32 protein-coding genes are annotated in these 26,292 nt (G+C 41.2%); 20 read left to right on the top strand and 12 right to left on the bottom strand.

Translation table 11 applies throughout. The annotated features are described in order from the left end of the window. Positions 1–192 precede the first annotated feature (192 nt). Genes FTT85_RS13455 through FTT85_RS13465 form a run of 3 tightly spaced genes read left to right on the top strand, consistent with a single transcriptional unit; the run spans position 193 to position 2,596 of the window. Positions 193–489, top strand: coding sequence for a hypothetical protein (locus tag FTT85_RS13455; RefSeq protein ID WP_180183770.1), 297 nt, complete (start codon positions 193–195; stop codon positions 487–489). Between the two features lie 22 nt (positions 490–511). Further along, the gene (locus FTT85_RS13460) at positions 512–928 is read left to right on the top strand and encodes a hypothetical protein (RefSeq protein WP_180039768.1); all 417 of its coding nucleotides are present in this window, start codon (positions 512–514) and stop codon (positions 926–928) included. A gap of 12 nt (positions 929–940) precedes the next feature. After that, a complete protein-coding gene (locus FTT85_RS13465) occupies positions 941–2,596 on the top strand; it encodes a DUF2235 domain-containing protein (protein ID WP_180039766.1) in 1,656 nt (551 codons plus the stop codon). 50 nt (positions 2,597–2,646) lie between these two features. On the opposite strand, the gene FTT85_RS13470 is transcribed toward FTT85_RS13465, so the two are convergent. After that, on the bottom strand, positions 2,647–3,567 hold the full coding sequence (locus FTT85_RS13470) for a Dyp-type peroxidase (RefSeq protein ID WP_180039764.1): 921 nt from the start codon (positions 3,565–3,567) through the stop codon (positions 2,647–2,649). A gap of 159 nt (positions 3,568–3,726) precedes the next feature. Between FTT85_RS13470 and FTT85_RS13475 the strand changes: the two genes are divergently transcribed. After that, positions 3,727–4,347: a LysE family transporter gene (locus tag FTT85_RS13475; protein WP_180039762.1), complete on the top strand. Its 621-nt coding sequence runs from the start codon at positions 3,727–3,729 to the stop codon at positions 4,345–4,347. Between the two features lie 109 nt (positions 4,348–4,456). Here FTT85_RS13475 and znuB read toward each other — a convergent pair whose 3' ends face one another. From znuB to FTT85_RS13490, 3 genes are read right to left on the bottom strand one after another with little or no spacing between them, the layout of a single operon-like run. After that, positions 4,457–5,257 carry a zinc ABC transporter permease subunit ZnuB gene (gene znuB / locus FTT85_RS13480; protein ID WP_180039760.1) on the bottom strand — a complete coding sequence of 267 codons (801 nt, stop codon included), beginning with the start codon at positions 5,255–5,257 and terminating at the stop codon, positions 4,457–4,459. A gap of 3 nt (positions 5,258–5,260) precedes the next feature. After that, the gene (gene znuC / locus FTT85_RS13485) at positions 5,261–6,052 is read right to left on the bottom strand and encodes a zinc ABC transporter ATP-binding protein ZnuC (protein WP_180039825.1); all 792 of its coding nucleotides are present in this window, start codon (positions 6,050–6,052) and stop codon (positions 5,261–5,263) included. Then, positions 6,025–6,522: a transcriptional repressor gene (locus FTT85_RS13490; RefSeq protein WP_078191481.1), complete on the bottom strand. Its 498-nt coding sequence runs from the start codon at positions 6,520–6,522 to the stop codon at positions 6,025–6,027. The genes znuC and FTT85_RS13490 overlap by 28 nt, the downstream gene beginning before the upstream one ends. 139 nt (positions 6,523–6,661) lie before the next feature. Between FTT85_RS13490 and FTT85_RS13495 the strand changes: the two genes are divergently transcribed. The 11 genes from FTT85_RS13495 to FTT85_RS13545 all read left to right on the top strand — a co-directional run bounded on the left by FTT85_RS13495 (position 6,662) and on the right by FTT85_RS13545 (position 15,303). Then, a complete protein-coding gene (locus tag FTT85_RS13495) occupies positions 6,662–7,501 on the top strand; it encodes a metal ABC transporter solute-binding protein, Zn/Mn family (RefSeq protein ID WP_180039758.1) in 840 nt (279 codons plus the stop codon). A 170-nt stretch (positions 7,502–7,671) separates the two neighbouring features. Further along, positions 7,672–8,070 carry an ATP synthase subunit I gene (locus tag FTT85_RS13500; RefSeq protein WP_078194025.1) on the top strand — a complete coding sequence of 133 codons (399 nt, stop codon included), beginning with the start codon at positions 7,672–7,674 and terminating at the stop codon, positions 8,068–8,070. A gap of 102 nt (positions 8,071–8,172) precedes the next feature. After that, a complete protein-coding gene (gene atpB, locus FTT85_RS13505) occupies positions 8,173–9,048 on the top strand; it encodes a F0F1 ATP synthase subunit A (RefSeq protein ID WP_078191478.1) in 876 nt (291 codons plus the stop codon). Between the two features lie 84 nt (positions 9,049–9,132). After that, a complete protein-coding gene (gene atpE / locus FTT85_RS13510) occupies positions 9,133–9,378 on the top strand; it encodes a F0F1 ATP synthase subunit C (RefSeq protein WP_000424060.1) in 246 nt (81 codons plus the stop codon). 38 nt (positions 9,379–9,416) lie between these two features. Next, entirely contained in the window at positions 9,417–9,887 is a 471-nt protein-coding gene (locus tag FTT85_RS13515; protein WP_078191477.1) for a F0F1 ATP synthase subunit B, read from the top strand. A gap of 12 nt (positions 9,888–9,899) precedes the next feature. Next, a complete protein-coding gene (locus FTT85_RS13520) occupies positions 9,900–10,436 on the top strand; it encodes a F0F1 ATP synthase subunit delta (protein WP_078191476.1) in 537 nt (178 codons plus the stop codon). A 42-nt stretch (positions 10,437–10,478) separates the two neighbouring features. Beyond that, positions 10,479–12,023, top strand: a complete 1,545-nt coding sequence (gene atpA, locus FTT85_RS13525) for a F0F1 ATP synthase subunit alpha (protein WP_078191475.1) — start codon at positions 10,479–10,481, stop codon at positions 12,021–12,023. Between the two features lie 88 nt (positions 12,024–12,111). Then, positions 12,112–12,981 carry a F0F1 ATP synthase subunit gamma gene (atpG, locus tag FTT85_RS13530; protein ID WP_078191474.1) on the top strand — a complete coding sequence of 290 codons (870 nt, stop codon included), beginning with the start codon at positions 12,112–12,114 and terminating at the stop codon, positions 12,979–12,981. A gap of 29 nt (positions 12,982–13,010) precedes the next feature. Beyond that, on the top strand, positions 13,011–14,405 hold the full coding sequence (gene atpD / locus FTT85_RS13535) for a F0F1 ATP synthase subunit beta (RefSeq protein ID WP_078191473.1): 1,395 nt from the start codon (positions 13,011–13,013) through the stop codon (positions 14,403–14,405). Positions 14,406–14,431: 26 nt separating this feature from the next. Beyond that, entirely contained in the window at positions 14,432–14,851 is a 420-nt protein-coding gene (locus tag FTT85_RS13540) for a F0F1 ATP synthase subunit epsilon (protein WP_180022171.1), read from the top strand. Between the two features lie 146 nt (positions 14,852–14,997). Beyond that, positions 14,998–15,303 (top strand): hypothetical protein, encoded by a 306-nt coding sequence (locus FTT85_RS13545; protein WP_180022170.1) that lies wholly within the window; start codon positions 14,998–15,000, stop codon positions 15,301–15,303. A 13-nt stretch (positions 15,304–15,316) separates the two neighbouring features. Here the strand turns inward: FTT85_RS13545 and FTT85_RS13550 are convergent, their stop codons facing one another. Further along, positions 15,317–15,760 carry an AAA family ATPase gene (locus tag FTT85_RS13550; protein ID WP_180039756.1) on the bottom strand — a complete coding sequence of 148 codons (444 nt, stop codon included), beginning with the start codon at positions 15,758–15,760 and terminating at the stop codon, positions 15,317–15,319. A 106-nt stretch (positions 15,761–15,866) separates the two neighbouring features. Between FTT85_RS13550 and FTT85_RS13555 the strand changes: the two genes are divergently transcribed. Then, the gene (locus FTT85_RS13555) at positions 15,867–16,328 is read left to right on the top strand and encodes a hypothetical protein (RefSeq protein ID WP_180022168.1); all 462 of its coding nucleotides are present in this window, start codon (positions 15,867–15,869) and stop codon (positions 16,326–16,328) included. A gap of 317 nt (positions 16,329–16,645) precedes the next feature. After that, the gene (gene adhP, locus FTT85_RS13560) at positions 16,646–17,674 is read left to right on the top strand and encodes an alcohol dehydrogenase AdhP (protein WP_180022167.1); all 1,029 of its coding nucleotides are present in this window, start codon (positions 16,646–16,648) and stop codon (positions 17,672–17,674) included. Between the two features lie 99 nt (positions 17,675–17,773). On the opposite strand, the gene FTT85_RS13565 is transcribed toward adhP, so the two are convergent. The 4 genes from FTT85_RS13565 to FTT85_RS13580 all read right to left on the bottom strand — a co-directional run bounded on the left by FTT85_RS13565 (position 17,774) and on the right by FTT85_RS13580 (position 20,579). Then, positions 17,774–18,388 (bottom strand): hypothetical protein, encoded by a 615-nt coding sequence (locus tag FTT85_RS13565; protein ID WP_180022166.1) that lies wholly within the window; start codon positions 18,386–18,388, stop codon positions 17,774–17,776. A 143-nt stretch (positions 18,389–18,531) separates the two neighbouring features. Then, positions 18,532–18,909, bottom strand: coding sequence for an RcnB family protein (locus FTT85_RS13570; protein WP_180183771.1), 378 nt, complete (start codon positions 18,907–18,909; stop codon positions 18,532–18,534). A gap of 221 nt (positions 18,910–19,130) precedes the next feature. Next, positions 19,131–19,676 carry a glutathione peroxidase gene (locus FTT85_RS13575; RefSeq protein WP_111885877.1) on the bottom strand — a complete coding sequence of 182 codons (546 nt, stop codon included), beginning with the start codon at positions 19,674–19,676 and terminating at the stop codon, positions 19,131–19,133. Positions 19,677–19,820: 144 nt separating this feature from the next. Continuing rightward, positions 19,821–20,579, bottom strand: a complete 759-nt coding sequence (locus FTT85_RS13580) for a helix-turn-helix transcriptional regulator (RefSeq protein WP_180039752.1) — start codon at positions 20,577–20,579, stop codon at positions 19,821–19,823. 122 nt (positions 20,580–20,701) lie between these two features. Here FTT85_RS13580 and FTT85_RS13585 point away from each other — a divergent pair, with 122 nt between their 5' ends. Next, positions 20,702–21,583: a DMT family transporter gene (locus FTT85_RS13585; RefSeq protein ID WP_180039750.1), complete on the top strand. Its 882-nt coding sequence runs from the start codon at positions 20,702–20,704 to the stop codon at positions 21,581–21,583. Between the two features lie 439 nt (positions 21,584–22,022). Here FTT85_RS13585 and FTT85_RS13590 read toward each other — a convergent pair whose 3' ends face one another. From FTT85_RS13590 to FTT85_RS13600, 3 genes are all read right to left on the bottom strand, one after another. After that, the gene (locus tag FTT85_RS13590) at positions 22,023–22,592 is read right to left on the bottom strand and encodes an L-threonylcarbamoyladenylate synthase (RefSeq protein WP_111885874.1); all 570 of its coding nucleotides are present in this window, start codon (positions 22,590–22,592) and stop codon (positions 22,023–22,025) included. Between the two features lie 31 nt (positions 22,593–22,623). Beyond that, on the bottom strand, positions 22,624–23,805 hold the full coding sequence (gene dprA / locus FTT85_RS13595; RefSeq protein WP_180039748.1) for a DNA-processing protein DprA: 1,182 nt from the start codon (positions 23,803–23,805) through the stop codon (positions 22,624–22,626). A gap of 111 nt (positions 23,806–23,916) precedes the next feature. After that, on the bottom strand, positions 23,917–25,071 hold the full coding sequence (locus FTT85_RS13600; RefSeq protein WP_180039746.1) for a LysM peptidoglycan-binding domain-containing protein: 1,155 nt from the start codon (positions 25,069–25,071) through the stop codon (positions 23,917–23,919). A 119-nt stretch (positions 25,072–25,190) separates the two neighbouring features. Between FTT85_RS13600 and def the strand changes: the two genes are divergently transcribed. Both def and FTT85_RS13610 read left to right on the top strand, forming a co-directional pair. Then, positions 25,191–25,721: a peptide deformylase gene (gene def / locus FTT85_RS13605; protein ID WP_078191459.1), complete on the top strand. Its 531-nt coding sequence runs from the start codon at positions 25,191–25,193 to the stop codon at positions 25,719–25,721. A 90-nt stretch (positions 25,722–25,811) separates the two neighbouring features. After that, positions 25,812–26,231, top strand: a complete 420-nt coding sequence (locus FTT85_RS13610; protein WP_180026133.1) for a DUF2946 family protein — start codon at positions 25,812–25,814, stop codon at positions 26,229–26,231. The last annotated feature ends 61 nt before the right edge of the window (positions 26,232–26,292 follow it).

Raw genomic sequence — 26,292 nt, forward strand, 5'->3', positions numbered from 1 at the left:
AACGTCTGATAATTTTTGAATATCTTTGAATTTCATCCAAGGATTATCCCTCGAATTAAATAATTTTGCTGATTAATTTAAGATCAAATAAATTGTACGTTTTTTGATTTATGACGGAAGTCTAATGTTTATAACGATTTTAAAGAAAACAAAACCCCCCCATTAGTTTTTACCTCTGATCAGGAAGAATTAATGGTTGAAGCAACCTTTCCTGATAATATAATCTATTATCTGAAATTAAATAACTCTTTCTTAATAAAAGATATCCCTGAAATTGAATTATATGATTTTGTTACTTGTTCAATTCCTGAGGCTAGATTGTATGGATTAAGTGGTACAAGAGATATTTTAAACTTTATTTGTATGAAAATAATTTATGGAAATGATTACTTAAATAATTTAAAAGTTAATGAGGTTCTAAATCTATTAAAAGATAAAAAAATAGATATGGATGAAGCAATGAAATTGTTAGTTATTAAGGCTAGTTAGTATAAATATTTAGGAGAGAATAGTGAATATTTTTAAAATAATAATTTTACCTGTTAGTTTGGCTTTAAGCACTATAGGGTGTGCTGGAGTAAAGACTTCTTATATGATGGCTACTACTTCATTTAATTATAGTCCTCATTATTCCGATTATATGTTGAAAGTAAATGGAGAGGAAATAGGAGGAGGGTTTGGTAAGGCAATTTCTACAAATAAAATTCATGTTGGTAAACAAGAAATAGTATGGGGTGAGACTAATAGTGAAAATATCCACTTTTCTAAAAATGAAATTTTTCTTAATAAAGCTGAATTAAGGAATAAAAAATATCTTGCTGCTCATATTTACCCAGATGATACTGTTGAAATAATTACATCTAATAATTTACCAGTACCGACAGAAAAAGGCTTGAAATGGTTAAATAAACTAAAAAATAATAATTAAGCGAGATTTAAAATGTCTGAAATAAATCGTGTAATTGAAACAAATAGTGATGTTCCAAATAATGAACCTACTGCTAAACAAGATTGTAGCGATGTAGTACATATTTCAGTTTTCTTCGACGGGACTGGAAATAACAAGGACAAGGACAGTGATAAAAAGAAATGGTCTAATCCAGCACGACTATGGCGAAATGCTCGTACATTCATTGATAGTCAAAAGGGAGATTGCTCGAATTATGCGATTTATGCTTCTGGTGTTGGTACTCGTTTTAACGCCGACTTAAATTTTTTTCAACGTGCTATTTCGGTACTTCAAGATCATTTGGGTTTAGGTGCAGGTTTAGGGTTAGGTGGGGCTAGGCGTTTAGATTATAGCGAAGAGCAGTTAAACGATGCACTTAAGCAAGTCATGATTTTTAATGCACAGAAAGCTGAGATTGATGTTAGTAAATATGTTAATGAGAAAAAAGATTATAGTTTTGCTGAAATAGCTAAAAGTTTGGATGAGCATCGTTTAATAAAAAAAATTAATATTTCCACCTTTGGATTTTCTCGAGGAGCTGCTTTAGCAAGGGCATTTACAAATCAGTTTATGTGGCAGTGCGAATCCAGTTGTGATGGTTTAACCTATGGAACAGGTAAATATCCCATTGAGTTTAAATTTATGGGTATATTCGATACTGTTGCATCTTTTGGTTTGCCTGCAGCAAATTTAAACAATAATATTACATTTAAAGGCCGTGATATGGTAATTGATGAGCGCGTAAAAATGTGTGTTCATCATGTGGCTGGTAATGAATTGCGTTTTGCATTTCCTGTTGATTTAATACATAAAAAAAATGGTGAAATATCTAACTCTAATTGGAAAGAGTTGGTATACCCAGGTATGCATTCTGATGTGGGTGGTGGCTATACGCCAGGTAGCCAAAATGTAAATGATAACTTTGCTAGAATTCCGTTAAAAGACATGCTTCAAGAGGCAACAAATGCTGGTGTAAGAATGCTGAGTTATGAGGAGTTAGAGAAAGATCATAGCCAACTTTTTGAACAGCAATTTGAAATTAAAGAAGAAACGCAAAGATTATATAATGCAGTAAAAGATAAAATATCTAATGCTGGAAGTATTGAAGAGCAGATTATTTCATTTATGAAAGTTTATTACAGTGCTTATGGCACCTTATCTAGAAATAATGTGGATTCAGTTAGTGAAAATGCGAGAAAAGGCATAGGTAATAAAGTAAAAGATACTTTGATGTTTTGGAGTCCTCGAGACATGGCTACAGAAATGGACCGGTTGCAGGCATTAAGAAATGGTGCTGGAATATTTAAGGTGACCTCACCCGTATCTGAAAGTTATGAATATCTAATTAATATGGAAAACTGGATTTTAGAGAGTTGGAATGAACCTGCTCATGAAGATGTAACAAAATTTTATTCTGACTTTGTGCATGATTCTAAATATGGTTTTTTATTCAATGCTGAACCATTTAGTTATTTTAGACAAAGAACTGTATATGAATCACGTAGAAGTGATCAAGGTAAAGAAATAGATAAAAAGCTTAGTGAAGAAAAAGCCGTTTGTGAAATTAATGCTGATGATATTCCTCAAGAGGAATTTATTGATTCATATGAATCTGCTGTTGCTAGTAATTATGAAATAGCGTCATGAATGTATAAACATATAATAAATGAAGCCGACACTCGTCGGCTTTTTCTACTTTACCCTTCTAAAACTTCTTCCAACAGCTCTTCACTTGGTGCAAAGTAATACGCTCCGTCCATTGGCGTAACAAAGTGAAGTAAGCGGTCATGAATGCCGTCACCACTGGTGCCAAACATACGAACCAACATACTGTCGATAATGCTGAGATCTTTGGTATAAGCAATAAAGAACAAACCTTGGTCACCGCGGCCATCGCCATAAGGCAATGAATGACGCAAAATTGCGAGTTCTTCACCCTCACCATCTTCAACAACGGTACGTGATATATGTGAGTTTTCAGGTTGTTCGTCTTCGTTCAACTCAATCGATTCAAGTTTGGTACGCCCAATTACATGTTCCTGAGCATCTACCTTTAACTTTTTCCATTTATCTAAGTTGTGTGCATATCGCTGCGCAAACACAAAAGAACCATCTGCAAAAATGCCTGCTTCTTCAGAAAGTAAAGCTGTTTCAGCGCGGTCATCTGGAAATTGAGGGTTTTCAGTACCATCAATAAAGCCAGTTAAGTCACGGCCATCGAAATTACGGAAGCAAACACGCTCATCTAAAACCTCCACTTTATCTTGAATGCCATCAAAGAAAGCTTGGCTTAAAGCAAAGCAAATATCTGTACGCTGTGCTGCAATGTGAATCAGTACATCTGCTGGGGCTACAGGCATGTTAAATGAACCTTGAATTGGATCAAGTTGTTTAAAGCCTGCCGGAGCTTGACTGTAAAGTTGTGCCCAAAGTTCAGGTCCAAAAGCCACAGCTGTTTTAATCTGTGCATTAGGATGTTGGGTAATTAGACGATCACGAGTGCTAAATAAGTCTTCAAGTTGTTCTTTTAATTCGCTAATCGTTAAATCTTTTAAACGTAAAACAATAAAACGAGCATGATCTGAGGGTAATGGCAAAATTACAGATTGAGCAGACATTCATGGCTCCTAAAAATTATAATTTCTGAGTGGCTGTGTATATTGTGCCTTAAGCAGCGCTGAGAGTGTAGCCTTCATTTGGCCTTTTAGCGTGCATTATTGTCATGAAAATAGAGTAAATGTCATATAATACAGACCCATTTCAAACTTGAGCTAATGATGTCCTATCAAATCTGGATTGCATACATGTTGGCATGTTGGGTAATTAGTGTTTCCCCAGGTGCAGGTGCAATTGCGTCTATGTCGAGTGGTTTGAATTATGGGTTTAAGCATGGGTATTGGAATGCAATCGGCCTGCAATTGGCACTTTTGGTTCAGATCGCCATTGTTGCAGCTGGGGCAGGGGTCTTATTTGCGACGACACCATGGGCTTTTCTGATCGTGAAATGGTTTGGAGTGGGATATTTATTGTATCTGGCTTATTTACAGTGGACAGCGCCAACTGAGTCAATTGAAATCCAACAAGATTTACCAAATAAATCACGTTTAAAATTAGTTGTACATGGCTTTTTGGTCAATATGAGCAACCCTAAAGCGATTGTATTTTTGTTGGCGGTTTTGCCGCAGTTTTTAGATTTATCCAAACCCCAATGGATTCAATATGTCATCATGGCTGCAACAATGATTAGCATTGATCTGATTGTCATGGCGGGGTATACCGGTCTCGCTGCAAAAGTACTGCGATTATTAAAATCACCCAAACAACAAAAATATTTGAATCGAACCTTTGCGGTATTATTTGCTTGTGCTGCGAGTTTATTGAGTTTGGTGCATCAATAAATCCAGTTAGATGATTCTGAGCATCGTATTTGACGTGCAAAAAAAAGCCATGCAACTGCATGGCTTTTTTATTTTGATATGTGGCGAATTGAGCAATGAACGTTGCTACTTAAGCCACTTTCTTAAATTTTTGCATAATAAAAATCAGGGCAAAGAGCAGCGCCATGGTTAATACAATAGTCAGTCCTGTAGAGGTGTTTAAACCAGCACTTGACCATAACCCCACGGTCACACCGACTTGGGCAATGATGAAAGACCACAGCACCATTTGTTTCGGGGAATTTGCCAATAAACGAGCGGTTAATGCAGGAATCACTAACAATGCACCCATCAGCAATGAGCCGACAGCACGTAAAGCCAATACGGTAAATAATGCCAGTAATAACATAAAAATCAGACGTTGCCATTTAGCGCTGACACCTTCACTGACCGCAATATCGGGGTCAATGGCAATCTGAATCTGCGATTGCCAACTTTTATACAGCACGGTCAGTGCCACAATGATCACCACTGTAAAGACAGGCAAATCTGACCAAGAAATGGTGAGTAAATCACCAAATAAATAGCTGAGTAATTCAGGTTTTAAGCTGGGCAAACGTTGTATGAAGAGTAAGCCAGAGCACAGGAGTGTTGCTGAACATAGCGCGAGCAAGGCGTCATTGGGCAAGCGAGGGTCGTGTAACACCCATAAGATTGCAACCAATAAGAGCGCAATCAATGTAACGCCTGTCCAAAGCGGTAAACTCATCGCACCGGCAATGGCGACACCGAGTAAAGTGCCATGTGCCATGGTGTCCGCAAAAAATGACATGCGACGCCATAACATTAAACAGCCAAGCGGCGCAGTCAGGAACACCAGCAAAGTGCCCATGATCCATGCTGGCAAAAGGAGTTGTAGCCATTCCATCATGGATTATGCTTCCGGTTCAGGGTGAATATGGGGACGAGAGTCATGCTGGCAAGGCGTTGCACTATCGCCATGCGCACAGTGATCGTGATGGTGTTGATAGAACACACGATTTGTTCCAAAGATCGCTTGATATTCAGGATGTTGCTGTACATTTTCAGGCAAGCCACTGCAACAAATATGTTTGTTCAGGCAAACCACACGGTGCGTGCCTTGCATGACCCACTGTAAATCATGAGAAACCATCAAAACTGCACAGCCATATTTTTCTGGCAAGCTACGCACGTAGTCATACAGTTCCGCTTCAGACTGGATATCCAGACCTTGCATAGGTTCATCCAGAACCAATACATTCGGTTGACGCAATAATGCCCGTGCAATCAATACACGTTGACGTTCGCCGCCCGACAATTGCTGAACTTTAGATTGTTGTAACTTGGCAATGCCTGTATCACGAATAATTTCTTGCTTAATGCTGGCATCACATTTTTCTAGTGCCAATAAATCACACACACGTAGTGGTAAGCTGTGTGATGGATTAAATTTTTGTGGCACATATGAAAATTTTAATTTTTGTGTGCTGATCACTTTGCCAGATACAGGTTTTACAATACCCAACAACACTTTGATTAGCGTGGATTTGCCTGCACCATTGGGACCGATTAAGGTGACAATTTCTTTTTCGTGTAAGGCGAAATCTACATTTTTTAAAATGTCACGTTCATCGATTCGGACATGAACATGCTCTAAAGCCACAATGGGCTTCACATTTAGTGTTTGCTGCGGCACTGCTGACAGATCCCTGAAATTTCAATAATACTGTGATGTGCAGTAAAGCCATCGGATGCAGATAATTCATCGAGTTGCGCCATCAAGCCTTGAGCAGATGCTTCTTTGACTATTTTACAGTCTGTGCAAATCAGAAATGCTGCTTGATGTCCTTCGCGCGGATGGCAACATGGGATGTAAGCATTAATCGACGTTAGACGATGAATCAAACCTTTTTCAAGCAGAAAATCCAGCGTACGGTACACTGTCGGTGGAGCTGCAGGTCGGTCAGACTCACTTTTGATTTTAGCCAAAAGGTCATAAGCGCCCATTGGTCCCGTTGCATTTAAGATCAGTTCCAATACTTCTTTACGCAAGGGCGTAAGTCGAGCACCCGTCGCACTACAGAGACTCTCAGCTTCAGCAAGGCGCTGTTCGACATTATGATGATCGTGTACACCATGCAAAGCATTATGATGTTCGTGTGAACATGCGCTCATAGCCAACCTCGAGTACGAAACTGTATAAAGAAAAAGACTTTAAATCTTAACATGAAGCGTAAGGACTTACGAACAGACGTAGGTTTTTTTACGATTTTGTTATATTATAACACTATTCATTTTATGGTGCTCTCTCCCCATGTCCCGTGTATTTCTTTTTTGTAGTTTGGCTTTATTCAGTGTAATGAGCTGGGCGCAAGGTCTCGTTGTTTCTACACAACCGATTTATCTAATCGCGAAGGATGTACTCAAGGGCGTAGAGCAGCCAAAACTACTGCTTGACCATCAATCTGGACATGATGTGAGTTTGACGCCTGCGCACCGTAAAACCGTGCAAGATGCCAATCTCGTTTTATGGCTAGGCCAAGCGCATGAAGCGCCATTGGCAAAAATGTTGGGTGAAAGTGGCAAAAGTATTGCTATTTTAGACTCAGGCATTATCAGTGCTTTGCCATTACGGGATGTCCGTGGCAATGCATTAAAAGGCACAATCGATACCCATGTTTGGCTTGAACCTAACAATGCAGTTCGAATCGGCTTTTTTATTGCTGCTTTACGTTCACAACAGTTTCCAGAACATCGTGAAAAATATTGGGCTAATGCGCGTGCATTTGCGCAGAAACTCTTGATCACAGCCCAAAAAACAGATGTGTCGAGCCGTGCTCAGCCTTACTGGTCTTACCACGATGCCTATCAATATCTTGAGCGCTCACTGAATTTGAAATTTACCGGTGCGTTGACAGATGATCCACATGTCGCGCCGACATTGGCACAAATCAAATACTTGAAAGACCATCGCGCGCAGCCAAAAATATGCTTACTTGCAGAAGCACATGCCAGTCAAAATCAGTATCAAAAGCTGGGTGGCATCGTCTTTCAGCCGGTGGACGAAACCATGAGTGGGGCAGGGGATTTTGTAACAGCATGGAAGATGTTGGCTGATAAAACCCTTAAGTGCACACTAAATGCGCGAAAGTAATGTAAAAAACAAACAACTATTGATTAGTTTGAAAGCAGTTTACCAATTTAAAAAAACACGACTAAGGTCGGGAAAAGATTGCAAGTTAAGGGGTGTAACTCTATAATGCCTGCGATTAAAAATAATCATCAGTTAAACTTGTCAAGCAGAATTGCTGTGAGTGAACAAAAATGAGTCGAACTAGTCGCATGATTGATCGACGATTAGCGAAAGCTTTAGTCATCTTACAAGCAGTAATGATTCCTGTTTCAGCCCTGATTGGTTGGGTCCTTAAAGACACAATCACAGCATATAGTGCAGCTTTGGGTGCGTTGGTATGCTGGCTAGCAAGTAGCTACTTTTCATGGCAGTCGTTTCGTGCGGCTGGTGCCCGTGCCTCTAAACAGGTGCTGTCAAACATGTATCGTGGCTTAATGGGCAAGTTTGCAATCGTGATTGTTGGATTCATTTTGATTTTGATCAATGTCAAACCGTTGTCAGCGGTGGCATTGTTTTGTGGTTTTATGCTCGTACAAAGTATGTCGTGGGTCGCTCCTTTTTGGGCAACACGCTTAAAAAAACGAGTATAAACACAACAAAAAATTGAAAAGTTTTTTGGAGAGTAACGAGATATCAGGCAGCACGCGATATTCGTTTTCTCTATTAGTTTTGACATTGACCAGGTGTGATTTATGGCTGCTGAAGAACATGCCCTTACTTCGACCGAGTACATTCAGCATCACTTGACTAACTTGACCTATGGCAAAATGCCAGATGGTACTTGGAAGTTAGCTGAGACTGCTAAAGAAGCTCAAGAGATGGGGTTCACTGCTATTCACTTGGATTCAATGGGTTGGTCTATTGGCCTTGGTATAGTTTTCTGTTTGTTGTTCTGGGTTGTAGCGAAAGCTGCAAACTCTGGTGTTCCGACCAAGTTCCAGTCTGCAATCGAAATGATTATCGAGTTCGTTGACTCAAGTGTCCGTGACACTTTCCATGGCAAATCGCGCTTAATCGCGCCGTTAGCGTTGACCATCTTCGTGTGGATTTTCCTCATGAACTTGATGGACTTGATCCCTGTTGACTGGATTCCTTATACAGCTCAATTGATCGGTGCTAACGTGTTTGGTATGGATCCTCACCACGTTTACTTCAAAATCGTTCCATCTACTGATCCTAACATTACCCTTGGTATGGCATTGTCAGTGTTTGCGTTAACTATTTTCTATAGTATCCGTGAGAAAGGTCTTGTCGGATTCGGTGCAGAATTTGCACTTAACCCATTTAACCCAAGTAACCCAGTTTTAAAAGCATTACTTATTCCGGTAAACATTATTCTTGAATTAGTAACTTTTATTGCACGTCCAATCTCATTGGCTCTACGACTGTTCGGTAACATGTATGCGGGTGAGTTGATCTTCATCTTGATCGCATTACTACCGTTCTGGATCCAGTGGGCGTTGTCTGTGCCTTGGGCGATCTTCCATATTCTTGTTATTACGTTACAAGCATTCATTTTCATGATGTTGACTATCGTATATATGAGTATGGCTAGCGAAAAGCATTAATGGTATTGCTCAACTGTCAAAGGGTGGTTGGGCACACAATTTTTTAACTTAATTTGGTATAAACCTAACCTCTGAGGAATTATCATGGAACTCACTTTAGGTCTAGTTGCAATTGCATCTGCTATCTTGATCGCTTTTGGTGCTTTAGGTACTGCGATTGGTTTTGGTCTTCTAGGCGGCCGTTTCTTAGAAGCTGTTGCTCGTCAACCAGAATTGGCTCCACAACTTCAAACTCGTATGTTCTTAATCGCGGGTCTTCTTGATGCTGTGCCTATGATCGGTGTTGGTATTGGCTTGTTCTTCATCTTCGCTAATCCATTTGTAGGTTAATCAGCTTAATTCCTAAATTAAACTATTGAGGAATAGCAATGAATATCAACCTCACATTGATTGGCCAAGCGATTGCTTTTGCGATTTTTGTCGCATTCTGCATGAAATTTGTTTGGCCACCACTAATCAATGCGATTAGTGAGCGTCAGCGTAAAATCGCTGATGGCTTAAACGCTGCTGAAAAAGCGAAAGCTGACCTTGCGGATGCGCAAGCACAAGTGAAAGCTGAATTAGATGCGGCTAAAGCACAAGCGGCTCAATTGATCGAACAAGCGAACCGTCGTGGTGCGCAATTGGTAGAAGAAGCGCGTACTCAAGCTGCGGCTGAAGGTGAGCGTATTCGTCAACAAGCTAAAGAAGCTGTTGATACTGAAATCAATGCTGCTCGCGAAGAATTACGTCAACAAGTTGCTGCTCTTGCAGTTACTGGCGCAGAAAAAATTCTGAACCAGCAAGTTGACGCAGAAGCTCACAATGCCATGCTGACTCAGCTGGCTGCTAAACTTTAAGAGAGGCGGATTATGGCTGAACTCTTGACGTTGGCACGCCCATACGCTAAAGCAGCATTTGCTTACGCTTCTGAGCAAAATGCAACTGACGCTTGGTCAAATGCATTGAACTTGCTCAGTGCTGCGGTGCAAGACGAAGCATTTTCAGCTTATCTAAATCGCCCTGAGCTTACGCCTGCTGAGCAGGTAAGTGTTTTCGCAAAAGTTTTAGGTGAAGACCAGACTGCAGCAGTGTCAAACTTTTTGACATTGCTTGCCGATAATGACCGTCTGGCACTTCTTCCTGAAATTTCAGAAGAATACGAACAGCTCAAATCACAGAATAACAATACTGTGGATGTAGTGATTGAATCTGCATTCCCATTGACTTCTGTACAAGAACAATTACTTGCGCATGCATTAGAGAAAAAATTCGAAGCTGCCGTAAATGTTTCTGTAGAAGTTAACCCAGCGTTAATCGCGGGTGTAGTTATTCGTGCAGGCGACCAAGTGATAGATGATTCTGCGCTTAACAAGCTTGAAAAAATGCGGACTCGTCTTCTTGCTTAACAGCTCGAAGACTGAACTTTAAAAAGATTGAGGTATAGCGCAATGCAACAACTGAATCCATCCGAGATCAGTGCGCTCATTAAACAGCGTATCGGCGATCTGGACACCAGCGCGACCGCTAAGAACGAAGGGACCATTGTTATGGTTTCCGACGGTATTGTGCGCATTCACGGCCTTGCTGATGCAATGTACGGTGAAATGATCGAATTCGACGGCGGCTTATTTGGTATGGCACTGAACCTAGAACAGGATTCAGTGGGTGCCGTTGTCTTAGGTAACTACTTAAGCCTTCAAGAAGGTCAAAAAGCTCGTTGCACAGGTCGTGTATTAGAAGTTCCGGTTGGTCCAGAACTTTTAGGCCGTGTAGTAGATGCTCTTGGTAACCCAATTGATGGTAAAGGCCCTATTGACGCAAAACTTACTGATGCTGTTGAAAAAGTAGCACCAGGCGTAATTTGGCGTCAATCAGTGGATCAACCTGTACAAACTGGTTATAAATCAGTAGATACAATGATCCCTGTTGGTCGTGGTCAACGTGAGTTGATCATCGGTGACCGTCAAACTGGTAAAACAGCTATGGCGATCGATGCGATCATCGCTCAGAAAAATTCTGGCATTAAATGTGTATACGTAGCAATTGGTCAAAAACAATCGACTATCGCTAACGTTGTGCGCAAGCTAGAAGAAACTGGCGCTATGGCGTACACAACTGTTGTAGCAGCTGCTGCAGCTGATCCTGCAGCGATGCAGTATCTTGCTCCGTATGCTGGTTGTACAATGGGTGAGTACTTCCGTGACCGCGGTGAAGACGCGCTTATCATTTATGATGACTTGTCTAAACAAGCTGTTGCTTACCGTCAAATTTCATTGCTTCTACGTCGTCCACCAGGTCGTGAAGCATATCCTGGTGACGTATTCTATCTACACTCACGTTTACTTGAACGTGCTTCACGTGTATCTGCTGACTACGTTGAGAAATTCACTAACGGTGAAGTTAAAGGCCAAACTGGTTCATTAACTGCATTACCGATTATTGAAACTCAAGCCGGTGACGTATCTGCATTCGTACCTACAAACGTAATTTCGATTACTGACGGTCAGATCTTCTTAGAAACATCATTATTCAACGCAGGTATTCGTCCTGCTGTGAACGCGGGTATCTCTGTATCACGTGTTGGTGGTTCTGCTCAAACTAAGATCATCAAAAAATTGTCAGGTGGTATCCGTACCGCTCTTGCGCAATACCGTGAATTAGCTGCGTTTGCTCAGTTCGCTTCTGACCTTGACGAAGCAACTCGTAAACAGCTTGAACATGGTCAACGTGTAACTGAGCTTATGAAGCAAAAACAATATGCTCCATACTCAATTGCTGACCAAGCTGTTTCAATTTATGCATCTAACGAAGGCTACATGGCTGACGTAGAAGTGAAGAAAATCGTTGCATTTGATGCTGCGTTGATCTCTTACTTCCGTTCAGAAAATGCTGCGTTAATGCAAAAAATTGACGAGACTGGTGCTTACGATAAAGAAATCGAAGCAGCAATCAAAGCAGGTATTGAAAGCTTTAAAGCGACTCAAACTTACTAAGATTCAACTGTGTTGAATCTGGTTTTGGTTTGGTTCACGGATCAACCTTCGGAAGCTCGAAAGGGCTTTCGAATACTAGGTTAAGCGTATGGCAAATTTAAAAGAAATTCGCGCCAAAGTAGCTAGTATCAAAAGCACGCAGAAAATTACTCGCGCGATGCAGATGGTAGCAGCTTCTAAGATGCGTCGTGCGCAAGAGCGCATGGCTCAAGGCCGTCCGTATGCCGAAAATATGCACCGTGTAATTGCTCATTTGGTACAAGCGAACCCTGAATACAAACACCGTTATATGGTTGAACGTCCTGTAAAGCGCGTTGGCTATATCATTGTTTCTTCAGATCGTGGCCTTGCTGGTGGTTTGAACATTAACTTGTTCAAAAAAGTGGTAAAACACGTACAACAGCAACAAGAGCAGTCAATTGAAGTTCAATTTGCTTTAATTGGTCAAAAAGCGGTTTCGTTTTTTAAAAACTACGGCGGTAAAGTTCTTGGTGCAACTACAAACGTAGGTGATGCTCCGAGTCTTGAACAGTTAACTGGTTCTGTACAGGTGATGTTAGACGCGTTTGATAAAGGCGAGTTAGATCGTATTTATCTAGTGTCAAACGGCTTTGTCAACGCCATGACTCAAAACCAAAAAATCGAACAGCTTGTTCCTTTAGCAGCTGCTGAGGAAAGCGAAGGTCTAAACCGTCAATACGGTTGGGACTATATCTATGAACCAGAAGCTGAAGAGCTTTTAAATGGTTTATTGGTTCGTTACATTGAGTCTATGGTTTATCAAGGTGTGATTGAAAACATCGCATGTGAACAGTCTGCTCGTATGGTTGCAATGAAAGCTGCAACTGATAACGCGGGTGAATTGATCAAGAGCCTACAACTTATTTATAACAAGCTGCGTCAAGCCGCGATTACTCAGGAAATCTCTGAGATCGTTGGTGGTGCCGCTGCCGTTTAACATTATTAGTTTGAATTGAGGAGACAGCAATGAGTAGCGGTCGTATCATTCAGATCATCGGCGCGGTTATCGACGTCGAGTTTGAACGTAACAGCGTTCCTAAGATCTATGACGCTCTCCATGTTGATGGTACTGAAACTACATTAGAAGTTCAGCAGCAACTTGGTGATGGCGTAGTTCGTACTATTGCAATGGGTTCTACTGAAGGCCTTAAGCGTGGTCTTACTGTAACTAACACTGGCGCGCCTATCTCTGTACCTGTAGGTACTGCATGTTTAGGTCGTATCATGGACGTTCTTGGTCGCCCTATCGACGAAGCTGGTCCTGTTGGTACTGAAGCTCGTTTACCAATTCACCGTCAAGCGCCTTCTTATGCAGAACAAGCGGCTTCTACTGACCTTTTAGAAACTGGTATTAAAGTAATTGACTTACTTTGCCCGTTCGCTAAAGGTGGTAAAGTTGGTCTGTTCGGTGGTGCCGGTGTTGGTAAAACTGTAAACATGATGGAGTTGATCAACAACATCGCGAAAGCTCACTCAGGTTTATCTGTGTTTGCTGGTGTTGGTGAACGTACTCGTGAAGGTAACGACTTCTATCACGAAATGAAAGACTCTAACGTTCTAGACAAAGTAGCAATGGTCTACGGTCAGATGAATGAGCCACCAGGTAACCGTTTACGCGTAGCGTTGACTGGTTTGACTATGGCTGAGTACTTCCGTGACGAAAAAGACGAAAACGGTAAAGGCCGTGACGTTCTATTGTTCGTTGACAACATCTATCGTTATACACTAGCGGGTACTGAAGTATCAGCACTTCTAGGTCGTATGCCATCTGCAGTAGGTTACCAACCGACTCTTGCAGAAGAGATGGGTGTTCTTCAAGAACGTATTACGTCTACTAAGTCTGGTTCTATTACGTCAATCCAAGCGGTATACGTACCTGCCGATGACTTAACTGACCCATCGCCTGCGACTACCTTCGCTCACTTGGACGCGACTGTTGTATTGAGCCGTGACATCGCATCTTCTGGTATTTACCCAGCGATCGATCCACTTGACTCTACTTCACGTCAGTTAGATCCACTTGTAGTGGGTACTGAGCATTACGAAATCGCTCGTTCAGTTCAAAACGTTCTTCAACGTTACAAAGAATTGAAAGACATTATCGCAATTCTTGGTATGGACGAATTGGCAGAAGAAGACAAACTTACTGTATACCGTGCACGTAAGATCCAACGTTTCTTCTCTCAACCGTTCCACGTAGCTGAAGTGTTTACTGGTGCGCCTGGTAAACTTGTACCGCTTAAAGAAACGATTCGTGGCTTTAAAGGTCTTCTAGCTGGTGAATACGATCACATCCCAGAACAAGCGTTCTACATGGTTGGTGGTATTGACGAAGTGATTGCTAAAGCTGAGAAACTTTAATTAGTTACCTAATTTAGGAGATTCTCATGTCAACGATGCAATGTGACGTTGTAAGTGTTAAAGAGTCTTTGTACTCAGGCACTGTAACTATGCTAATTGCTAAAGGTGCTGGCGGTGAGTTGGGTATTATGCCTGGCCATGCTCCGTTGGTAACTTTGCTCAAGCCGGGCGCAATCCGCGTTCTGCTTGAAAATGGTACAGAAGAATTGATCTATGTATCAGGTGGTGTACTTGAAGTTCAACCGCACGTTGTTACAGTACTTGCAGACACTGCAGTACGTGCTGACAACCTTGATGAAGCAGCAATTATTGAAGCTCGTAAACAAGCTGAACAATTGTTAGCAAATCAAAAGAGCGATTTGGACGCTGCTGCTGCATTGGCTGCTCTTGCAGAAACTGCTGCTCAGTTGGAAACCATCCGCAAAATCAAAAACCGCGCTCAATAAGACACGGTTTGAGATTGAAAGAGCCACCCGAAAGGGTGGTTTTTTTATGCCTAAAGTATTTGAAAAAACTGATCAATCTAAAGTTGCATATATTTTATTCATATTTTGATTTATTCTCATTCAATTCAACTGCCTAACACTGCCTTATGAATCTCATCGCTTTTGAACCTCACTTTTGGGAACTTTACCAAGACTTTGATCACTATTATTTAAGTATTGCGGTCGATATGAGTTCGGTGGTGTCTTGTTGGGATGTGGAATTGACGCATGAAGAAGTGCAGCAATATGAGCATCGTGGTCGTGTCAGTATTCAAGAACTGGCAAAAGAGATGGTGGCTGAAACCTATAGAGGTGATTTTAGTTCTTTGGAAAGTCGCTTGGTGAAACCGTATGAACGACAAGCCATGCAAGCTGCGTTTAAAACATGGCAACAGCAGCAACAAGCTGAGTAACTGGTTTATGCGGTTATGGGTTCATCGGTAAGATTGAGAACTCGCCATTTGCAATAATTTTAAGCTTAAAAATTTCAGTAAAACCTTCTTCATAGCAGGGAATTTCTGATTTCTTATAGGTGGCTCGAACTCCAACTTCGGGAATATTGGCTTTACCTTCTCTATAGCTATTACGTTCTAAAGTACTGGCCAAATCAGTGTCAAAATAATAAGCAATTACATCAAAGCCAGCATCTCGCGTACGTTGAATATACCGCGCACGATCCATACGTGTCGGGTTGGTGTTATCAATTACCATTTTGGTTTTAGACACCAAACCAGCTTCAAAAATTATATTTTCACGATGTCGGGTTTTCAGCATATCAAGATTAATACGCAAATGACTGTGATATAAATTCAACATATAAAATGTGGATTTACCCGATGCTTGTACACCGGTGAAAATAATCAGTTGCATAGTGGATGAAAAAATCTGTAGACCTTATATTACATATTAAAGCAGCTACGGGCTTTTGCTACAATTTTTGCACTGCCAATAACAACAAAATAGGTCAGGACTTTTTATGTATACACTTCGATTATGTTTCTGCTTATTGCTGGCAACGCCGCTGCTTGCCTGCCAAAGCCAATATGTCACCACACCGAATGTCGCGACTGAAGCCGCATTGGTAGCGGAATCAGTGGATAATGGCATCAGTACAGAACTTGAAATTCCCTATTTATCCGCTTTTCGCAACCTAAGACAAGCCTATAACCACTGTGTGGCGTTCACCTCAGCAGAAGCTTATGTGTATACTGACAATCGACTGGAAGAACATTTAGAGCAGGGCACGCTGATGGCGCGTACAGAAAATGGCGCTTTTCTACATAAAATGTTGGTGGAGGGAATGGGAGCTGACAAAACTCGAATTACCCTGTTTCTGCCAGCCAAATTTCATTTTGCCCAAGCCCGTTTTAAGCAAGATGTGCAACGTGCACTTGGACAAGATAAAAACTGTAATACCTATGAGTTTGCTCAATCTTAAAATAGGAAAAAGAGGCAGTTGTTTATTTTCTGGTTGGGAGATTTTCTATGCTTAAAAATTCTATGCGTTTCAAATATTTGAATATCGGTTCTTAACACTATGTGGGAAGTTTTAGATTAAAAAATATTGTGAATTTACAGCATGGCACTTTGTGATGTGTGGTCGATCAACCGATCATCAGGTACTGAATCACAAGAAGTAGCAAACCGAGAGAATTGCTTACAAATTCATCACGCCGACCAATTTATTCTTCCTCTATAGTAGAGCTAGGTTGTTTAAAAAATAATCTCAACACTTATAAGATGGAGAGAATAAATATGGCAACAATGAAAGCAGCCGTAGTGACTGCATTTAATCAACCACTACAAATACAACAAGTCGAAATTCCTAAAGTCACGCCGGGCAAAGTCTTGGTCAAAATTATCGCGACAGGTGTCTGTCATACCGACTTACATGCCATGCATGGCGATTGGCCTGTTCAGCCAACCTTACCTTTTATCCCTGGACATGAAGGTGTCGGTGAAGTAGTTGAAATTGGTGAAGGAATTGAACATTTAAAAGTTGGTGATATCGTCGGGATTCCTTGGTTATATTCAGCGTGTGGGCATTGTGATCATTGCTATGCGGGCTGGGAAACCTTATGTAAACAACAACAGAACTCAGGCTATTCAGTCAACGGCAGCTTTGCAGAATATTGCTTAGCAGATGGTGATTACGTCGGTGTGATTCCTGAAGGTGTCGATCTATTAGAAATCTCACCTATTCTATGTGCTGGTGTCACTGTTTATAAAGGATTGAAAATGACCGAGGCCAAAACAGGGGATTGGGTCGCCATTTCCGGTATTGGTGGTCTAGGTCATGTGGCAGTGCAATATGCCAAAACAATGGGCTTTAATGTCGTAGCGATTGATGTTGATGACTCAAAACTTGAATTGGCCAAAAATCTCGGTGCCGATGTCGGCATTAATGCCTTAAAAACCGATGTAAAAGAAGCAGTGTTGCAGGCAACGGGTGAAGGCTGTCATGGTGTCTTGGTGACGGCGGTTTCTCCGAAGGCCTTTGAGCAGGCTGTTGCCATTGTCCGTCGTGGAGGTACCATGGTCTTAAATGGTTTGCCACCCGGAACTTTTGACTTGTCGATCTTTAATATGGTGCTGGAGGGAATTACGGTACGTGGTTCAATTGTTGGGACACGTCTGGATTTAAAAGAAGCACTAGATATCGCTGCGCGCGGTAAAGTCAGAGCACATATTCATGTTGAACCGCTCGAAAATATCAACGATATTTTTGATCGTATGGAAAAAGGTAAAATTGATGGCCGTATCGTGATTGATATGCGGCTTTAATGCAAAATCCCACAGGCAACATAACATAGAGCAAAATCAAGACAGACCGATTCAGTATGATTGAAAGGTCTGTCTTGCATGTTTAGAGCTAAGAGAAAATTAGCTTTCTGATGTTTTTTCTTGAGCTGAATGATCTGAAATGATCATGCTGGCAAGTTTAACCATCTCCAGTTGGATATTACCCATTTGATTTTTAATTTTCTGAATATCGACTTGAGTTAAATCCATTTGACCATTTAAAAAGGGTGAAGCCAAAACTTGCTGATTGGCAGCTTGTAAATTGCTGCGAATATCATTGATTTCAGTACTTTTTAGGTTCAGTCCACTGAGTGCCTGATTAAAACCTTTCAATTGTTGTTGCAGCTGATCGGCTGCTTTTTGTAGTTGAATCGGGTCTTGGCTATTGACTGCCGTTTCAATATCGCTTTGGGTTTGTTTCAATTGCTCAACATAGCTGCCCGCTTTCAATTGCATGTCGGCGACATCACGGACAATGTAAAACATATTGCCGCTTTTTAGATTTTGTTGCTGAGCCGCTGATTCTGTTTCAGTTGCTTCATGATGCTCAGAGGAAGCCGTATTGGATAATTCAACTTCTTCAGTGGTAGTTTGAATGTCTTGCTCAGGTGCTGTTGCAGGGTCACAACCGATCAGCACCAAAACACCACTAAAAATGGCAAAAGGGAGAAGGGCATTCTGCACTAGCTTTTTCATTCAATCATCACTATGTGTTAAGTCTATGCTTTGAATATAGGGGCAGAATGTGGATTAAAAATAGATTGTTGCAAAGCAATAACAAAATAATCGCTTGAACAAAAAAAAGAGGGCATTTGCCCTCTTTTGATGTTTTGGTGGGTTTAACCCGCAATGATTTTGATAATGGCGTGGCTGACGGCATTCATTAAAATGTAGTCGCCATTCACTTTAATCCATTGTTGGTTTTTGCCTGGTTTAGATAATTTTTTGTATTTGGTGTGGTCTATTTTGTAGCTATGACCACGGTATTCAGAAGGTACTTTTTGTCCAGAACGCCAATCATGTGAAGGATTTACGGCTTTTTTCTTGTTCTGGCTTTGGTTTTTTACTGGTGTGTTTTGTTTAGTGTGCTGTTGAGCTTTCGTATTTTGATTATGCGCAGGTGCATGTTGTTGGCTATTTTGCGGTGCAGCCATTGCTGGAGCAGCAACAAGTGCTGTCGAAATAGATAAAACGATAGCTTTCATTAATGTATTCATAAGTTCACCTGTTTACTGCTGGATGTGATTTGATAAGACTCATCATAATGAGTATTTACAGGGAAACTTTGAACAATGTATATGTGAAATATTAAAATAATGGATAAACTATGTAAATTATCATTATGTGATAATTGATAACTATTATTGTGATAATTTAAAATGATCAATCTCAGTTAAAATCAAAATAATCTTAACTGAGAGATTGAGATATTGGCGAATTATTTGGCTAATTCAGCATTAATGGCATCGACAATACGTGCATCATCTGCCTTGATGTCAGGTGCAAATCGAGCCACAACTTCACCTTGTTTATTCACGAGGAATTTTTCAAAGTTCCAGAGCACTTCAGGCTTTGGATTTGGTGTTAAACCGTATTCAACTAAATCATCCCACCATGGGCCTTCACCAATGCGTTCAGGAATGGCTTGGGTTAAGGTTTGATAAAGGGGGTGTTTATCCGCGCCTGCAACAGAAATTTTTGCAAAAAGTGGGAAATCGACCTTGTAGTTGATCGAGCAAAATTCTTGAATTTCCGCTTCAGAACCAGGTTCTTGTTCTAAAAAGTTATTGGCAGGAAAACCTAAGACTTCAAAACCTTGTGATTTCTTTTCTGTATAGAGTTTTTCTAGGCCTTCATATTGCGGTGTTAGCCCACATTTAGAGGCCACATTGACCAATAATAAAACCTTGCCTTGGTATTGATTGAGTGTGGTGTCATCACCTTGGATGGTTTTTACCGGGATATCGTAAACTGAAGCTGACATATTCGTTCCTAATTGAAGTTGTGCCTTTCATCCTTGTTTTAAAGGGAAATCTGGTGAACAGCAAGCTTTTATCGATAGGTTTTTCGCATAATTTTTGTAGTACTTTGCAGAATTCGAGCTGATGCTTGCTTGAGTGCTTGGCATTTAACTAGTGGCACGGTGTTGGTTTGGGGTTTTTCCTGTATAGCGTTTAAAAAACTCAATAAAGCTTGAGCTGTGTTGATAACCCAATTCATAGCTGAGAGCTTTAATAGACTGACCAGCGCGGAGTTGTTGAATGGCATAAATAATTTTCGCACGGTTTCTCCATTCAGAAAGGCTCATTTGCAGTTCGTTCTGACTCAGCCGCAATAACTGACGCTCACTCAAAACAACATTGGATAAGCATCGCTGTAGGCTCAAGCTAAAATGATCTACATCTGCGAGCTGCGCTAAGATCGGCTTTAACACCGCATCATGGCTTTGCGGCAAATAATGTTGATGTTTGGGCGCTGTTTTTAACTGGTCGAATAAGACTTGTAGCAGGTGTCGATAGGGTGGTGTGGTATGTTGCTCTGTAGGAAAGGCCAAAATTTCTTGCACCAACAAACGAAAGAAAGGCTGGATGCTAAACACTTCAGTCTGCTTGGGAAAATCTACGCAGAGATCTGGTGCCAGTCGGATTGCCACATAATGAATGGGTTGTTCATCAATCGCGACCGAGCAATGTTCTGTATGTGGGGGAATCCACACCCCATAACTGGCAGGTGAGAGATGGTGTTGTCCTTGTATCTCATACTCGAAAATACCATCGAGACAAAAATTAAAATCACCCCAAAGACAACTGTGCGGATAGACCGTATCTAATGTGGTGTAGTGCGCTTCAAAAAGCTCGATTTGTTGTTCAATCGGTGCTGATGTCATATATGCCTAGGTGTCGATGTCTGAACTACAATATAAATGTCTGAAATCATGTATTTCAATTAAAACAGACATCACTCAAAATACCTAGACCAATCTTTGCACAATATATTGAGGAGTCAGACATGTTGCTTCAAGCGCGTTGGGCGAAATTTGCAATTTGTTTGCCTCTGATCGCGGTATTTATATGGTCGTTGAATATTACCGTCACCCGCTATGTAACTGATTATATTTCACCGGTCAGTATCAGTTTTTATCGATGGTTTATTGCATTTTTGATCCTGACCCCCTTTATGCTGAAAACCGTTTGGCAGCAAAGACAGTTAATCATGCAGCATTGGCAGCAATTGGCTGTGCTGAGTGCTTTTGGCATGGTGTTATATCAAGGCTTGGGCTATACCGCTGCGCATTATACGACGGCGACCAATATGGGCATCATCAATGCCTTTATCCCTGTTTTTACGATTGCCGTTGCATTTTTCATACTTAAAGATGTGCCCAACCGCTATGCCATCTTAGGCTGTGCGATTTCATTTACGGGGCTATTGTTTGTCATTGCGCAAGGCGATTTCAGTCAATTACTGAATATGGGCGGACATTTCGGCGATATCCTCATGATCTTCGCAGTGTTCTTTTATGCCTTTTATGGGGTGTTTTTAAAAAAATGGCAATTGAAACTTCCGCTACTGTTGAGCTTATATGTACAAATTTTCTTTGCCGTTTTATATCACTTGCCATTCGTGTTGTATTTAGGCATTGACGCGATTAATCCTGCGAATGCGCCAAGTGTATTTTATGCGGCAATTTTTCCATCATTGATTGCACCGTTGGTATGGATGTTGGCTGTGCAACATCTCGGGCCGAATCGCACCAGTATTTTTATGAATTTGATGCCGGTATTTACCGCGATTATTGCCTATTTCTGGTTGGCTGAGCAGTGGATGTTTTATCATACCGTCGGCACAGTGATGACGATTACTGGGGTGATCTTGGCGCAGCGTAAGTAAATCTAGTAAAAAGATGAAAATTTACGAGAAGTATTGATTAAAAAATAAACAAACAAACTTATTTTTTTATAGAGCAAATCTTTTGAAAATGGATTTTTGAGTGTAAAACTGAATTAAAAAAACAAATGCTCGTCTTAAAAATCAATCAAAAATAGATACATATTTTGACTAAGTAGTTATAAAATCACAAATAAAGTGCTTATCAGTAGTTTTATTTATATAAAAAATCTATTTGTTAAATTTAAAAAAATATTACATAATACTTTCATCGTAAATGATGAAGTAATTCTTAATAATTACTTGATATTTACCCAGAGATTGTAAGACCCTCTGGATGTGATTTTATACACATCCTTTTTTATGCTCAGCCATCCCTATATGGCTGAGCTTTTTTTTGTCTGTATTTTCCCGAAAGGCAGGTGTAGACAGGCATCCGAGCTTATGCGCGGATGATTTCACCTGTTTCAGCATCAATAATTTTGCTTGGTTCTTGGCTTAGGCCGAGATCACCATTTAAATAATTGAGTTCATTGGCAAAATACTGATTGGCTTCTTGTAAGGAACGTGCAGGGGTTAATCCCGCAGGATTGGCACTGGTAGACACAATAAAGCCATTAAAAGCTTGGCATAAAGCCACACATAAAGAGTGGGTAGTCACACGGACTGCGACTTTTGGATGATTGCCTTTAATCCATGTTGGAATATGGTCACCAGCTGGTAATAACCATGTGGTTGCACGCTCATTGGGTTTACGGTTGGTCCATGTCGCAATGACTTGCTGACGCATATCTTCTGTTAAGCCTTGGAGCAGGTGTTCAACTTGAGCGACATTGGCAGCCAATAAAATCACGCCTTTTTCAATGGGACGTTGTTTTAAGCGCAAAATTTCGAGAAAGGCTTGCTCATTGTAGGGATCACAGCCCAATCCCCAAACAGCCTCTGTAGGATATGCGAGAACCTGACCTTTTTTAAGACAGGAAGCTGCTTCTGCAACAGAGGTGGTAATCATTTCTATAGACCTTAACTGATTCGACAAAGGACTATTGTGAACCTAATTTACCCATTCGACAACGTAAGTAGTGTCCGGCTTGTTGTGTGGCATAGCCCATTAACTCTAATTCCATCAGTTGACTGGTCAATGTCGCGGTATCAATTTTGAGTTGAATGGACAATTGATCAAGGCTTTGGCCGACCCAATCAAGCTGCCGATACAGCGCAATTAAATGTTCTGGGATAGGTGCGGGTGGCGGGGTGTCCGGTGTTGCTGTTTCGGGTGTCGCTATTTCGGTGGTTGTTAAGGTTTTGGCAGCCTGCGATTGCCACTGTGTGGCCAGAGCTAGGTCTTCAATGACCTGTTGTGGATGATCAATCAAAATTGCACCTTCGCGTATGAGTTGATGGCAACCTTGATGCGATTCACTATAAATATGGCCTGGGATGGCAAAAATAGATTTGCCTTGTTCGGCAGCGCGTTGAGCTGTGATCAGTGAACCACTTTTTAATGCCGCTTCCGCCACGATGACACCAAGGCTGAGCCCACTCACGATACGATTTCGATGTGGAAAATGGTATTGCAATGGGGGAGTGTGTGGAAGAAACTCACTGATTACGGTTCCCCCATGTTGGATGATTTCTTGTCTTAAACGCTGATGTGCGGTCGGATAAGTTTGATCTAAACCTGTACCCATCACGGCAATGGTTCTGTGGTGTTGTATGGCAGCGCGATGTGCCGCTTCATCAATTCCTTGTGCTAAACCGCTATTAATATAGAACCCTTGCTCACTCAGATAATAAGCAAAATCATAGGCAATTTGCCGACCTTGGGGACTGGGTTTGCGACTACCTACAATCGCAATCTGTGGTTGCATCAAGGCTTGGGCATTGCCTTGTCCAAATAGAATGGGCGGCTTGTCGCTATAAGGTAAAAGCTGTTGTGGATAGTTTAGGTCTTCAGGAATCAGTACAAAGTCACTGTATTGTTGAATATCCTGGAGACATTTTTCAAAGCTAAGCTGTCCACTTGGACTATGAAATTCTTCAAAGCGCTGTAAATGATTTTTATGCAGTCCTAATTTTTGCCATGTGGTGATTTGATCAGGCTTAAGGGCGTGGTGTAGGGCAGGATAGTGCTGCTGAATTTTATAGAAACTACGAAGTGAGTGTTGCACCACAAACCACAGGCGAATGTAATCTAAATGCAAGTCAGTCAATGAGTTGAGCATAATGAGACCTTTGAATCTGTCTTCTTTTTATGGTTTAAAATTATTAGTGATATTGTTGTTGGATAATAAAAAATGAGGCTGAAATACAACCTCATTTTTGTGGATTTAGAATTAGTCATCCATCAGTGGGGGCTGAATTGTTGCACCTACGTTGATTGGTAATTCGCTTTCAAGTACATAAGCATAGCTTAAGTTATCAAACGTTTTGAATACCATGATGTTACCAATACGTTGTCCTGGAAGTTGAACACGTTCTTTGGTTTTTGGATCAGTCACGATTTCACCTTTTTGGTTCACGCTAAAGACTTGACCAGATTGAACGCCTTGCAAGCTACCACGGTCTATCGTCACCACACTGTGAACCGCTGCGGTACCAATAGAACCCATGACACGGACAACACTACCGCCAGCAGTGACATTTTCAGCATTGGTTGGATAGAACAGCGTTGGCAGCATTGGGTCATATTCAGGAAGAACACGATCACCACGACGAACTTCGGCATTATAAGTATCGGTCAGTTCTAAAGTGGTAATGTCATTTTCACCACGAACGGCAACACCTGAAGCGACTTGAGTCAGTTCTAAACCTGCGTTGTATTTTTTGCCGTTTGCATCGGTAAAGATGTACGGTTCGCCTTCACGATAAACAGCATAACGTTGACCGACTTGCATGCCTTGGCCGCGTGCATAAACTGTTTGGCCTTTGGCAGCTAATACACGTTGATCAGCTGTACCTAAAATGTAAGGTGTACCTTCAACAGAATCAGCGGCAACAATCATGCTGCGCTCAAGCCATTGCTTAATATATTCCAATGGAATAACCGGAATCGCACTATTTAGGGATTCAACACGAACTTGTGGTTGAAGTTTAGTGCCACCTGTATAGCGACGAATAATACCTTCACAGCCATCACCTTCATCCTTGCCGATGATTGGGCGGCCATTGTAGGTACACATTAATAGGCGGTCACCTGGGAAAATCCAGTGTGGATTTTTCACGTGTTTATTGCTCGCCCAGATTTCAGGCCAGCGCACAGGATTTTTTAAGAAACGCTTGGAAATATCCCACAACGTATCGCCTTTTTTCACCACATAAACTTGAGGCGCACCTGCCTTCAATGACGGTGGATTGACGTTACGAGCAGGGGCAGCTTCTGCAACACTGACCATTCCCATCCCCACACTTACACAGACTGTAAGTGCCAATAATTGTTTTTTAAACCCCAAGGCACTAAAAGTTGGCATGCCCTTCAAAACCTTTTTCATTATCATAATTCCTAAAATTATGTATGTAACTGCGTTATAATAACGATATTACACACAATTTTTTGATGAAGCATTCCTTCATTTTGTTTTTTGATCAATGGCATAAGTGAGGACGTCGTATGGCCTTATTACCTATTTTAAGTTTCCCCGATCCCCGTCTTCGTACCATTGCAAAACCAGTCGAAGAAGTTACTGATGAAATTCGTCAGTTAGCAGCCGACATGTTTGAAACTATGTATGAAGCACCGGGAATTGGCCTGGCAGCAACACAGGTAGATCACCATATTCAGCTGATAGTCATGGATTTATCTGAAGAAAAAGATCAACCCATGGTGTTTATTAACCCCAAAATTACGCCATTGACGCAAGAGACGCAGCCCTATGAAGAAGGCTGTTTATCAGTGCCTCAAATATACGATAAAGTTGAGCGCCCGTCACGTGTAAAAATTCAGGCAATTAACCTTGAAGGTCAATCATTTGAAGTGGAAGCGGACGGACTTCTCGCAGTTTGTATCCAACATGAAATGGATCACTTAAATGGTAAGTTATTCGTCGACTATCTATCGCCTTTGAAACGTCAACGTGCACGTGACAAAGTGGAAAAATTGGTTCGCCAACGTCAAAAAGATAAAGTCGCAGTTAAACGTTAATTGATCGCGGTTAAAAAATACCTGAGACAAGCCCAATTTCGATTGGGCTTTGTTATACTTGGGTCAGACAAATGTTAGGGTTTGCCTGTATTGTTTCGTAGTGGAGTGCTGCTGTCCTTTGCAGCCGTTTTTTTGCAGATTGCTGTTTTTTTACAGCCATTGTTGCCCAAGCAATATCAAGTTGCTCCGGTCTGCGAAACCATTACGCGTGCACTTTTACTTCCCAATGTTCATGCTGAACATACCGCACATTCACACCATTCCTCTTCCGCTCACGCAGAGCAGGTTCAAGTCGATCATACTGCCCATGAACATGATGCCAGTCATCAATGTCAGTATTGTACGGTCTATGGCAATTTGGTTTTGCCTCCTGAACTTGATGTAAAAGAAGTGCTTGATCGAATTCAAGTTCGTTTAATTGCTTTTCAAAAAGCTTTCAAGCATGTCTGGTTTGTTCTTCAACAACTCTTTTTACTTCCGCAAGGTCGAGCCCCACCACTCGCTGCATAAATCCGACGTTTTTTTTAACTTGGGTCGTTGAGGACTCAGGTACGCCTTTATTTATGTATTT

The organism is Acinetobacter sp. YH01020 (genome assembly GCF_013420275.1).
Classification (GTDB): domain Bacteria; phylum Pseudomonadota; class Gammaproteobacteria; order Pseudomonadales; family Moraxellaceae; genus Acinetobacter; species Acinetobacter amyesii.